Annotated in this window: 14 protein-coding genes; all 14 read right to left on the bottom strand. The window is 36.8% G+C overall.

What is annotated here, in order from left to right:
* Window positions 1–128: 128 nt before the first annotated feature.
* Complete coding sequence (locus H5182_RS11975; protein WP_182760085.1) at window positions 129–1,517, bottom strand: HipA domain-containing protein; 1,389 nt, start codon at window positions 1,515–1,517, stop codon at window positions 129–131.
* Window positions 1,501–1,821 (bottom strand): helix-turn-helix domain-containing protein, encoded by a 321-nt coding sequence (locus H5182_RS11970; protein WP_145242858.1) that lies wholly within the window; start codon window positions 1,819–1,821, stop codon window positions 1,501–1,503. Before H5182_RS11970 ends, H5182_RS11975 begins: the two co-directional genes overlap by 17 nt.
* 945 nt (window positions 1,822–2,766) lie before the next feature.
* Complete coding sequence (locus H5182_RS11965; RefSeq protein WP_182760084.1) at window positions 2,767–3,177, bottom strand: hypothetical protein; 411 nt, start codon at window positions 3,175–3,177, stop codon at window positions 2,767–2,769.
* A 555-nt stretch (window positions 3,178–3,732) separates the two neighbouring features.
* Entirely contained in the window at window positions 3,733–3,930 is a 198-nt protein-coding gene (locus H5182_RS11960) for a hypothetical protein (protein ID WP_182760083.1), read from the bottom strand.
* Window positions 3,899–4,591, bottom strand: a complete 693-nt coding sequence (locus H5182_RS11955; protein ID WP_182760082.1) for a nucleotidyl transferase AbiEii/AbiGii toxin family protein — start codon at window positions 4,589–4,591, stop codon at window positions 3,899–3,901. Before H5182_RS11955 ends, H5182_RS11960 begins: the two co-directional genes overlap by 32 nt.
* 82 nt (window positions 4,592–4,673) lie before the next feature.
* Complete coding sequence (locus H5182_RS11950) at window positions 4,674–5,072, bottom strand: DUF6088 family protein (protein ID WP_182760081.1); 399 nt, start codon at window positions 5,070–5,072, stop codon at window positions 4,674–4,676.
* A 507-nt stretch (window positions 5,073–5,579) separates the two neighbouring features.
* The gene (locus H5182_RS11945; protein ID WP_182760080.1) at window positions 5,580–6,881 is read right to left on the bottom strand and encodes a PD-(D/E)XK nuclease family protein; all 1,302 of its coding nucleotides are present in this window, start codon (window positions 6,879–6,881) and stop codon (window positions 5,580–5,582) included.
* A 1,276-nt stretch (window positions 6,882–8,157) separates the two neighbouring features.
* Complete coding sequence (locus H5182_RS11940; RefSeq protein ID WP_182735327.1) at window positions 8,158–9,072, bottom strand: NYN domain-containing protein; 915 nt, start codon at window positions 9,070–9,072, stop codon at window positions 8,158–8,160.
* A gap of 63 nt (window positions 9,073–9,135) precedes the next feature.
* Complete coding sequence (locus H5182_RS11935; protein ID WP_259398294.1) at window positions 9,136–9,672, bottom strand: hypothetical protein; 537 nt, start codon at window positions 9,670–9,672, stop codon at window positions 9,136–9,138.
* Complete coding sequence (locus tag H5182_RS11930) at window positions 9,672–9,812, bottom strand: hypothetical protein (RefSeq protein WP_182735328.1); 141 nt, start codon at window positions 9,810–9,812, stop codon at window positions 9,672–9,674. The genes H5182_RS11935 and H5182_RS11930 overlap by 1 nt, the downstream gene beginning before the upstream one ends.
* 40 nt (window positions 9,813–9,852) lie before the next feature.
* Window positions 9,853–10,107, bottom strand: coding sequence for a hypothetical protein (locus tag H5182_RS11925; RefSeq protein ID WP_182735329.1), 255 nt, complete (start codon window positions 10,105–10,107; stop codon window positions 9,853–9,855).
* 70 nt (window positions 10,108–10,177) lie between these two features.
* Entirely contained in the window at window positions 10,178–10,957 is a 780-nt protein-coding gene (locus H5182_RS11920; protein ID WP_182735330.1) for a hypothetical protein, read from the bottom strand.
* A gap of 1 nt (window position 10,958) precedes the next feature.
* Window positions 10,959–11,447, bottom strand: a complete 489-nt coding sequence (locus H5182_RS11915; protein WP_182735331.1) for a hypothetical protein — start codon at window positions 11,445–11,447, stop codon at window positions 10,959–10,961.
* A complete protein-coding gene (locus tag H5182_RS11910) occupies window positions 11,447–12,112 on the bottom strand; it encodes a hypothetical protein (RefSeq protein ID WP_182760079.1) in 666 nt (221 codons plus the stop codon). Before H5182_RS11910 ends, H5182_RS11915 begins: the two co-directional genes overlap by 1 nt.
* Window positions 12,113–12,716: the final 604 nt, after the last annotated feature.

Below are 12,716 nucleotides of genomic sequence, written 5' to 3'. Positions count from 1 at the left end.
TTTTAAAACCAATTTTACCACCGAGGCTGCGCTACACAGAGAAGGTAAAAATAATGCGGGCAACGAGCTACGAGCAAATCCTAGAACATAGCTCCTTTTACTACCTCACTTCACTACACCGAAGAAACTTAAATAAACGCTTTCATACTTGGTAACAGCCCAACCTGCTCACTCAGTTCGCCAGCTGCTTTATTGATAATGTTAATACATAAGCCGATGTGTTCTAGTTCACTATTAGACAAATTATTTGCAATAGCAGTCGCTTTAGCCATTGTTATTGCAGCTAATACTGACTGAATTGTTTGACTCATCAGTAGCTGCATACGCGCAAGAGAAATATCAAACTCATCAGCAAAATCAGCTAACATATAAGCCGTTATTTCATTACTAAAATTACCCGCGCCTTGTGAATTATAGTCACCTAGCGACATTGCATAATGCCTTGAAATAGCTAGCTTTGAACCACCTTTTGCACAATCAATACCCGTCTGTTCAATAATAGCTTCTATATTAACCAAGTCGTAAAACGGTGTGAGCTCTAAACCATTTTTGCCAACAAAAAAACTAATGTTCTTACCATGAGCATCATAATTACGCACTAAAATATTAAATGTTATCCAGCGAATAAGTTGCGCCTGATACGCTTGCAGATTCACTGTTTCAATATTGAAGAGCTTAGGAAAAGAAACACCATCTCGAATATAAATACCGTCCCCCTGATCACCGTGCTGACGCTCGTATTTGTAAGAAGGAGGCAAATTTGTCGCTTGGCACCCATCAATAACATGACGACGTAACACTCGGTTTTGCTCTTTAACAACACGCCTATCAAAACGATCGATAACAAAGGCCCGCATTTCACCATAGCTACGCAATTCAACGTCAGGCACATCAAGTCCTGCGCCTCTTGCCAGCAACATAGTAAATAACTCATTTACGGCAATGAAAGGCGCAGCACCCGTTTCAAACTTAAATATTTTATTAGAACATAATTCGCCTTCACCAAACCCCAGCCTGCCGTCGATTTCGAGTAAATTAAGCTTATCTTGAACCCCAGCGACAGAGAGCCTCGTTCGCCCGTCCCATAATGTAATAGGCTCGCCCGCTTGCTTAAAACGGTTCAGCTTTTGACTTAACTCACCTTTAGTTACTTCACGAAAGGAGGTTTGCTTTACTGCACGATTACTTGCTCTAAACGACAAAGCGCCCGATGTTTCTTCGCCAATCACTTTAATTAAGCCGAAGGTGTTATTTTTTGAAATAGTCGTACTGCTAATTATTTCCTCAAGGCCTTTCCCCTCAGGCAATAAGTTTTGCAAATAATTACGTACTGCACGAGAGTCAAAATCGCCATTGAGTGGCAAATGTGGTGAAACAGCAAAACCCTCGTTGATCCATTTAGCCTCATAAGTAAATGAAATCTCATTTTCAGAGCCTATTGCCAGCGTTATCTCAGCCACCTTTTGCGATTGACCGATAAACACATCTAAACGATTGGTGTTAGTACCACTGTTCATCGCTCACCTCATCATTGCTATGAGCTATATCATCACTGACAAGGCTGAACGACAACCCTAAATACTCCATAACTTTTAGTACATTATGCAGTTGCACAGTTACATCACCTTTTTCTATTTTTATTAGCGTAGGCTTAGAAATAGCAAGCGCTTGTGATACATCCACTAATGTCAGCTTCATACCAGTTCGCTTTGCAGTAATGGCTTTAGCCAGCTGCATGGGTGAAAATGGCTTAGAAAGCTCAGGCATTTCAGTACGCTTAACAACTCTTCCGAGTGTTTTTTTGACGGAGGAATCGCTCATTTATGGTCAACTATAGTTTACTTATACAACCAATTCTAGAATACCTTAAGAAAAAGTCAACGATACTTTACTTTTAGACTAAATAATTAATCAACAAGACCATAAGTAAAATGTATTTAACTTATGATGACTTGTAATTAAATTAAAACCCATAAGTAAATTTTAATTGACTAGTTTATAGAGTAAAACTGGCAAGTTGAAAAAACGGGCTACGGATTAATCCTAGCTCCTAGTCACTTCCCTAGAACCTAGCACCTTTACCTTGCCTGTGATTGTTTTAAAACCAATTTTACCACCAAGCTCACCGAGGCTGCGTACACAGATAAGATAAAATGCTACGGGCTATGGGTAACAGGCTACGAATTAACCCTAGCTCCTAGTCACTTCCCACCGTAGGCGTTAAGCTTGCTGACGCGAAAGCGAAGTTTTTGAATTGTAGCGGGAGTGTATCTCGCGCTTTGGTTTTTAATTAAATTTTACAAACCCATGCCTGCTAATTTAATTTTTGTAGCATAACCTCTTGCAGAAAACACCTTACATACGTGGTAAACAGAATCATCTTTATCAGCAGATACTCTATACGCTATTTTGGCTAGTTCTTTAGCGACATACATAGGAGATGCCGCTAATCCTTGTGGTCTTGGAACAAAGTGCATGGCCTTAGTACATTCTTTTTATGAGGCTAACATTTCCCAAACTAACTCAATCACTTTATCGTTAATCTCTATTTGGCTAGCTGTGCCTTTACTAAAAAAAAACCTCTAAGATCTTTTTTACGTCCTTGTCATCAATATCTTCATATTTTTTAGATATCATCCATTCCTTTGTTAAACATTATTTTTATCAGCAATTCTTTTCTTCCGTCGGTTCCTATACCAATAAACTCGTTAGGTTTACCTTCTTCAATATAAGCAACATAGTTTTTGTAAGCCGAGTTTTTTATTTCTAAATCAAAGAAGTAAACCCCCCTTTATCATATTTAATACCACTAGCAGTTGATTTTAAAAGGTTCTTTCTTTGGGCTTTTATATATTCGTTTTCAGGTTCACCTTGAGGTATATATATAGATAAAAGGAGTTCTTTCACTGTCAATTTATTACCTGAAACAAAGAAGTGATCTTCATGTGTGAAGTTTTCATCTTCAAATGAAATATCAATATAAGAACCCTCTTTCTTTAATTTATAGCCCACGATATTGCCTTCATTATCAACGGCTTTTTTACAGCTATCAAAGGGTGCTATTGGCTTTACTAATTGATAAATAGTGCGATCTTTACCCTGTAAGTCGCAATCTAAAATAGCTGCATTTACATGAAGCGAGCATAGAGCTAAAAAAGAAAGGTAGATTATTTTCATTTATATCCTTTAAATTAAATATGTTCCTATTTTGATGGTATCTGTTTTTTTATGTGCAGCAATACCCATACAATATATGCAATTACTCCATAATCTTAATACGCTTAGCTTGTTGAAGCGAAAAGCGCAGCTTTTAAATTGTAGGCGAGTTTACCTCGCGGTCTGGTTTTTAATTGCAAATTTTTAGTTATGTCGCGTTGGCGACTGCAACCAAGGGGCGCATAGCGCCGTACGCCCCTTGGAACCCCACGGCGCCCCGAGGATCACACTGCTTCCTCAATTTAAATTAATGATATGAACGTAAACGCGATGAAACACGTCCTTATGTAAGCATCGCTTAACGTGCATCCATGCGCTGCTATTACTCATCATTAATTTAATTTCAGGTGTGATCACGGGGGAATTGTCTTAGCGACGGCGTTTAAGTTTATCGTAGGCGTTAAACTTGCTAACGCGAAAAGCGGAGCTTTTGAATTCAATTGTAGGCGTGAGTTTATCTCGCGTTCTGGTTTTTAATTGCAAATTTGATGGTTAATGTCGCGTTGGCGACGATATTTAAAGCTTTATATTATTTAGTACTTGGTCGCAATATAACTTAAATACATCAAATGCATGCTCCCAATTAAGGCTATGATTACCATAAACCATTGGCACGACATATTTATTAAAACGCGCTTCATAAATTGAATTCGCTTGTAATACACCTAAAGCAAACCTAAGTTCAGTAATCGGATTTTTCCATAAATTCTGCATGCTGATTACCATAACGAGTAATATCTTCCGCGATGACTTTTTGCACTAAAGGTACTACATCTTGAACATTCGCCAATCCAGCTTGTTGAATATAATACGTATCAGAAATATGGCGAATTAGCGCAGGATCATCGTCTCTTCTATTATCACGTGCAAAGCTCGCTGTGCGCCTAAGCATAGACACTAACTTTTCAGCTTGTGTACTCTTAATGCTAGAAAAATCCATCAGCGGCACTTCTGGTGCCTGTTGAGTTATCTCGTTCACTAAAGAAGATATATTGCGGCTTTGTACATTATCAAAAAGTAATGTTTCTATAAGCTCTAATTTAATAAACGGTCGTAAGCATGGAGCTTTTGAATGGGCTTGAGGATAACGAATATCAATTTGTTGATATCGATATTCATCAAAAACGGTTGGAGCATTTTCTACAGAAAAATAATCATATGAATTAATTGCATCAATTAACTGTAAATGGAGCGCTTTTCTTGCCTTTCTTCTTTTAGTTTTAGAGGTGTTAGCAGCTAAATCTTTAGGAATGATTTTTATATCAACATCTTCAGACATCCTATGAGTTTTAATGCCTGACTTTGTTAATGCCGTACCACCTGAAAAAACTAAAAAATGCGTATCAAAAGATAACTCTGAAAGTAGCTTTAGCAATGCAACTACGTAATAATCTTTTTAAACAATGGCAGGGTTACCCATACCAAGAGCATCTGCTACATCTAAAAATAAATCGCTATCAACTTGCATTGATAGCGCTATTATCTACAACAATCTTGCGCTTAAATCGACTATTGGTCATTATTTTAAATGAAGCGGGAACTTGTAAACTTTCACCATTAAGACTGCGTTGTGAAAATTCATCAAATTGATACTCAACGCCCAGTTTTTCAATAGCCTCTAAAATGACTCCATCTGCTCCCGCAGGTGATGCTGGCATTAACTTGCCAGTAATGCGATTTTCTCGCGCTTTGGTATAAAGCCCATACCCAATACGCAACAACTGGCCACTATTAACTAGCTTTTTTAAAACACGGCCAACTTGGTCGTAACCTGCAATATCAGCAAAATCAGCGCGCTCAAAAACATAACGCCTAGAGCGATTTATTCTTGTCGTTACTTTACTTGCTATTGTCATATTAATTACTCTCGTTGCTTAGATAAAACATAGCAAACATACGACATTTAAACAATGCAAACATACGACACTTAGTTGATGTAATCACATCATCTTAATGGTATCTATCACCAGTAGGAACCCGCTTTAGCTGTGATTGTTTTTAAATCCAGCCACAGGCATCGAGCTATGGGCTACGGTTACATCCTAGCTCCTAGTCACTTCCCTAGAACCTAGCGCCTTTACCTTAATCTGTGATTGTTTTAAAACCAATTTTACCACCGAGCTCACCAAGGTGCGGCGCTACACAGAGAAGATAAAAATAATGCGGGCAACGAGCTACGAGCAAATCCTAGCACCTAGCTCCTTTTACTACCGTAGGCGTTAAGCTTGCTAACGCGAAAAGCGAAGTTTTTAGGGGGGGATACCTCTTCAGGGCTAACCTAACCAAGCTTCAAAAATCCGTAAAAAAGCAGGCTAAACTTGATACCTGCTTTTTAACAACTTACATTTAAACTAAGAATCCCCTCAAGCTTTGAGTTTAAAGTCTTTTACAACATTATAAAAATCTTTAATCACATGATAGAGTGAATCATCTCCCGCGTCTAAATCTAAAGTTTCGATATTTTCCAGCAAAATTTCGTGCTTAAAACGCCAATTAGATTGTCTTTTCATTTTATATGCATCAGCAACCTTTTCAGCAAAATGATGAAACTCTTCTGGCGAATAGCGGCTAGCATTAATCGATACTGTATAGATATCTTGATTTTCTTCATTTATCTCACGTTCGATTTCAAGGTAATAAGGCCAATAATCCCCCTCCTTAGGAGTATGCTTAGTTAGCATTAATATCATCTTGCTATCATCAATATCAGCACCCAGTTTAGGGAATAGTTTCCTTACAGCTTCATTAAAGAGATTAAACTCATTTAAGCCATGCAACTCATTAAATACCTTATGATTATGCTGTATTAACTCAGCAAGCTTTAGCTGCCAATCGTCATAAGCATGCGCGTTTGGTAATACATACCCAAAATATTCTAGAGGAGTTAGCTCAATGAGGGAGTATGATTTTTTATTATAGGTAAGTTTCTGATTTTCTAGGAGGCGAAGTGTTTCGAAATGGTTAGCTGATACCGTATTTAATAACTTATTATAGTTTTTAAAGTAGAGAGTTCTTTTCTCATCCCACTCACCAAAAATGAAGTCATGAATATCTCTTAATTGATGCTCTTGTTTTTGGGTTAATAAATTACGTCCAAATAAATCAAGTAATGCATCTGACAGCCAAGTATCATCTACTTTCACAAATCGATTATCATACTCGTCACCATGGTTTTTAAAGTGACTATCCGATAACACATATACTTTATTCCAATCAGCATAATTAGTTTCTATCCAACTAGCGTATTTTTTTAATTGTTGGTTTTGTAATTTACTACCGTCTTTTCTCTCAATAACAATAACTAACTTTTGACTTGGATCTAAAACAAGCAAGTCAATCCGTCCAGCGCCATCATTAATAGGGAATTCGCGAATAACTTTAGCTTGAGAGGTTGAATGAGAAAGTAGCTCAAATGTACTTAAAAAATTTCCTACCTGCTCATCATCAGCAACATTAAAGACATAGTGGAGTAGTGCTTTTAAAAAGTATTCGCCTTGTTGATGGCCTCCATTGGGATCTAAAAGCCATGCCAAAATATCAGACTTCTTATTTTCATCAAGCTTTATCAACTCAAGTACTGAAGTTTCTTCACTTCGACTAGACAGAGCTTTAAAATCCCTATCCAATAATAGTTTAAATGTTTTTTCCAATAAATTTACACTCACTTCTCACCTCTTATTTTACTTATAAATTATCAAGCGACGTTATTTTTTAAAGTGCAATATAACAGCGACAGTCCAGAAGAATTTATAGTAACGAGTAAGCGAAGTCTTCCCTGTAACTGCTTCTTATATATGACTTAATAAAAACCATCCTTAAGTACCACATACTTAATCATTATGGGAGGCCAGTCAAGGTAAATTCATATTTTTATATATAAACCAGAACCTTAGCGTTAACACTAGTTATTAACAGCACTGAAAGTACTACACGCTTTTATTTGCAACACATTAATTACAAACTAAATAACACGATCAACATTATCTTTAGCTAAACCCCTTTAACGTGATGCTAAATACTGTTTTGAAAAGCTCAAATAGTCATTGAAATTAAGTTCGGCGAAAAAATCATTATCTCCTGCTTACTGATCAATTTATTGCAATAAAAATGGTGACTTTTTAGCTAAGTTTCAATTGTTGCCCCATAAAGTATGGGAGTGAACATTTAAATTACGGATGAGAGTTTACCTCGCGGTCTGGTTTTTAATTGCAAATTTGAGTTATGTCGCGTTGGCGACGGCAACCAAAGAGCATTTTCTACCAAATGAAAGCGCCGACCTCCCCTTGGAACCCCACGGCGCCCAGAGGATCACACTATTTCCTCAATTTAAATTAATGATATGAACGTAAATGCTGTGTATTCGCCGTCCATGGCGAAGTCACAGCTTAACGCGCATCCATGCGCTGTTATTACTCATCATTAATTCAATTTCAGGTGTGATCACGGGGAAATTGTCTTAGCAGCAGTATTTAATTTTGCCGTAGGCGTTAAGCTTGCTGACGCGAAAAGCGAAATTTTTGAATTGTAACGGGAGTTTATCTCGCGCTTTGGGTTTTAATTGCAAATTTTTAGTTATGTCGCGTTGGCGACGGCAACCAAAGAGCATTCTCTACAAAATGAAACCGCCGACTTCTCTTTGGAATCTCTCGGCGCCCCGAGGGATCACACTGCTTCCTCAATTTAAATTAATGATATGAACGTAACCAGCGTAGATAGGCACAACTTTCACATCCATGTACGCTCCCCAGTTCGGGTATCCATACCCTCTCGTTCAAAACTGCGTTTTTCACCCATGGCCAAGCAACGCTTTTGAACAGCATCCATGCTGTAAATTACTCATCATTAATTCAATTTCGGGTGTGATCACGGGGGGATTGTCTTGGCAGCGGTCTTTAAATTTTAATGTAGGCGTTAAGCTTGCTGATGCGAAAAGCGCAGCTTTTAAAAATAAAGATATACTTGCTCGACACTTTTGCACTTATTGGTGTTCAATTTTTCACTATTACCTGCTTGCGAGCAGTAAAAAGTAACTTGAGAGCCCACTTCATACTGATCACTCCCGCCTGATAACTTACTTACACTAAAATGAAAATCGCCATAGTCTGAGGTGATAAAACCAAACCCTCGATTTTTATCAAACATACGGATCTCACCAGACATATCGCCTTTTGCATTAGAGTTATGATCTTTAGCTAGTTTGATAAAGCAGCGATCGTGGCTTTCTTCTGCAATTTCAAAAAGATTTGGCTTCTCTTTGATAAGCGCCTTTAAGCTAGTAACACGATAATTTCTAAAATCAAAAGATGAATCGAGCATTTTAAGAGCACTACCTAAGTCACCTAAATAAACAGGTTCATTCTTTTGTACACAACGTTTATAAGCCGCGATCAATAGTGTATTTAAGTCTTTAAATACATCAGAGTCACCTCTGTCAGTTAAGTTTTTTGTAATTACAAAATTATGGCACGCCTTAATAAACCGCTCTGGCGTGCTTTCATTACCTATAGCCATTACGTGTAATCCTTTCTCTCTTATCCGCTGTGCTAAGCTGTAAAAACCACCATCACTTGATACAATACAGACCCCAGTAATGCGTTGGTTATTATTTATAAGCTCAATTGCATCCATCACCAGTGCATGATCAGCAGCATCTTTACCATAATGAAATTGTTGTTTGGGACTGGAGGCTGTTTTATGTAAAATATTCTGCCAATTACCATGTTGCACAGATGTCCAATCTGCATAGACCCATTTAATTGCCACAGTGCCATATTTCTCAACTTCGTCGAGCACCGCTGAATATGTGTTATAAGACGCATTTTCACCATCAACTAAAACAGCAAATGTTAAACTCATTTTTTAATCCTTAAATAAATGCAAAGAGCTGCTCGTAAACAGCTCTTTCTATTAATTAATTAATTACTTACACGCACCAGGCACACGGCATGCGCAAGACGAGGGAACATGACACGCATGATCGTCCCCACAACGAGCAATTTTCACTGCCTCATTTGAATAAAGCTCAGCAGTAGGAAAAGCACCAAAGTGCTCCTCATAAACTGCTACCGTTTCGTCAAATGAGCTTTGTAATTTGGATTGGTCTTTATCACCATAAATTCCAAAATAAGGATAATGGTGTAAGTAAAAACCAAATAGAAACTCACAGTCATTCATATAACTTTGCGTATCTAAAATATGCTCATGCCAAAATTTATCTACTAATTTGCTTGGAACGAGTGATAGCTTGGGGTACCATTTTTTAAGGGATAAAAACTTACGATATTCAAGCTCTGCGAAGTCACACAGTTCATCATTCCATGTTGCTTCAGCAGATTGCGTCAATTTCCATTTCAGTTTTTCAAAATTCAACGCTGTTACATGAGCATGTAACTGTTCGTGCATATTTTTACTTAACTGAGAAATAGGTGACTGTTCAATTTCAACTAATTGCTCCATTATTTTTTATCTCCATTTTTATTTAATTGCTTACCACGATTCCCATGTACTTTAGCGTATTGCTGATTCACACCATCTGTACCTTTATTCGCATTTTTTTGGTTTGCTTCATTATCAGCAGGGCTTATTTTTTTAGCCATTACGGCCTCCTAAATTTAATTATTTTGTGAACAACATTATTCACCTTCGTTTTAAATAGGATTCAAGATTTTTGCGAGCAAGAAATGCTTTAGGCTCAAAGCCGCCATTTGTAAATACGAAAATCAAACGGTAATTACCTAACTTAAAACGTATAAGTTTAGGGTCAATAGTGAGTTTTCGGCCGCCAATATCTCTATAGTTACGACTTTGTAAAAGATGGCTATATATATCTTTAGCCTCTGCTACGTAACGAGCAGATTGACATTTTGGGAGGGTTTTAAGTAAACGATTCATTGATTTCATTATTAAACTCTAGTTGGTTAACTGAGTTCAATAGTGAACTTGTGCGGAGCACTACAAACACTTAATTTAAAATATTTTGTAAATACTCCCATGCATCTTTATTTTCATCTATTTGGGAATCGATGCTAGCACTTAATTCTTTAACTAATGGAAGCTGAAGTAGCCGTTTATCTGTTACATTTTGAAGGATATTCTTAGCCTCCATGCACTCTTTAGACTTAAGTTTTTTATCCGCCTTAATATAAGTTTTTATAAAGCTATGCCAATTAACATCCCTATCATAAAGAACACCAAGGGGAGATAAATCGGTATTACCAGCTTTGAGGTATTGAAAAGGAGAAGGGAGCTGTTCAGTGAATAAGTTAAAGTTATCATCAATCAATTTATTTTTAATGTTATCGAATGAAGATTGAGAAACACCAAAAAATAGCATTTCTGCGCTGAGCTCTTTTTTAGCGAATAGATCTAGCAGTTCAAATTCACGCTTATTATTCGATGATTTAGGAGTATAGTATTCTTGAAATACCTTTTTAGTGCCCGCAGTACCAATTAACGCATACAGGCACAAAGCATTATATATAGCGGGCTTTCTGCCTCTAATCACTTTGTGCTCAGCCCGGTTATTAGACTCTCTTTTTTCGACTGTTATAACTGCTTTGCGAAACGCTAATGCCTGCGATTTAGAGGTATGGCTATCAACACTATGAACATGCCCCTTGGTAAAAATATTATTTAACGTATCATGCAGCTCTTTGGGAAAGCTATCTGCTTCATTTTGCTTTATAAAAAACCTGGCAATTTGATTAATTGATTCAACTTCTGTATCAAGCAACACTGACATGCTAGTACACTCTATCGCACAATATGTCTCTTAGTTCAGAGCGTTTATAATATTCATCTTTTGCGCTTGCAACGAGTTCATCTACAGCCGCCATGCCTTTTTTACAACTATAATAACGCTTTGTACTTCGGTAGCGGCTATTTACTAAAACAAGTTCTCTATCGTAGCGGTTATAAACAGCATTAATAGCGCCGAAACAAACGCCCATTTTAATTGCTTCAACTTTAGATAAACTAAATATACCTAATAAACTATTTTTATCTTCAACAACCTCTGAGCATGCAGCTGCAATATTGTAGATTTTTTTGGCTTTGACTAAAGCCTCACCAGCACATTCTCCAAGCTCTATAAATTGTTTTTTATTAAACAGTACAAAGCTATTCAGCTCTATTTCTGAGTATTCTTCACAGCTATATGGCAAATGACTTCTAGCAAAACTAGATTCTGAAAATAAAATAAGTATGAAAACTAAAATAGTAGAAAACTTCATTACTTAAGCCCCTTTCTACAGAACCTAAAAGCATACCAAATAATACCGACAGATATAAAAAAATCAAAGATTAAAAATATTTCATAACTAGCATCATCTTTAAACAATTGTGCAGCACTAAATAAATCAAGCCCGTATTGTGCACCAATATAAGCCATACTCGAAGTTATAAAAAGTAAATAATAAATATTTAAGATAACCACTTTAAGTAACGAATTAGATGCCATAGCAAACCAATAGCGCTTAATAGAATATGCCTTTAAATTAACCCTTAACGAATTTAAATTGAATAAAATTAAGCCAACGAATAAAGTTCTAGAAAATCGTTCAAATGGTGTTATCGTGTTGTAACTACCTACGCCATTAATAAGCTCTTTATCAAAAGGTAGATAATAAATATAAATAAAAAGAAATGAACAGACTAAAAAAATCACTATATGTAATAAGTGTTTAAAAACACCAATAGATTGCCCTCTAAAGGTATACAAATCTTTTGGATTTGCCAACTTCCAGCTTCGACGTTTTTTATTTAAAAATAACGATTCATCTTTAGTGAGTGAAACAAATAGGTGTTTATTTGCATCAGTATGTGCAGAGTTACTTGTCTGATCGTTAGTTGAAGAAGGAGTTGCAGTATATTCTGTATTTGTAGTGGCTGATTGCATCTACTTTCCTTGTAAATATTTTTTATCAATTATGCCAATATATACCGAAAACACAATAAGTTATAAAAAATAAAAACTCAGCTAAAATACTTACACTTTTCAATATATAGGCTGTCGCTAAACTTGATCTACCATATTAAATATATTTATTATGTCGCGTTGGCAACGGCAACCAAGGGGCAATTGATCTTCAAATAAACTCTGTTGCAAATAATTTATCCTTGAAGCTAGGTTACTCATCAATTGAGTCTTTTCAGGCAAAATGACGGGGGAGTTTTCTTAACAGCATCGTTTAGGTTGACCGTAGGCGTTAAGCTTGCTGACGCGAAAAGCGCAGCTTTTAAATTGTAGGCGAGTATATCTCGCGCTTTGGGTTTTAATTGCAAATTTTTAGTTATGTCGCGTTGGCGACGGCAACCAAGGGGCGCATAACGCCGTACGCCCCTTGGAACCCCACGGCGCCCCGAGGATCACACTATTTCCTCAATTTAAATTAATGATATGAACGTAAATGCTGTGTATTCGCCGTCCATGGCGAAGTCACAGCTTAACGCGCATCCATGCGCTGTTATTACTCATCATTAATTTAATTTCGGGTGTGATC

This window comes from Pseudoalteromonas sp. SG44-17 (assembly GCF_014164235.1).
Classification (GTDB): Bacteria; Pseudomonadota; Gammaproteobacteria; order Enterobacterales; family Alteromonadaceae; genus Pseudoalteromonas; species Pseudoalteromonas rhizosphaerae.
Note: the sequence above shows the minus strand (reverse complement) of the source record. Positions and strands in the feature narration are given on the sequence as shown.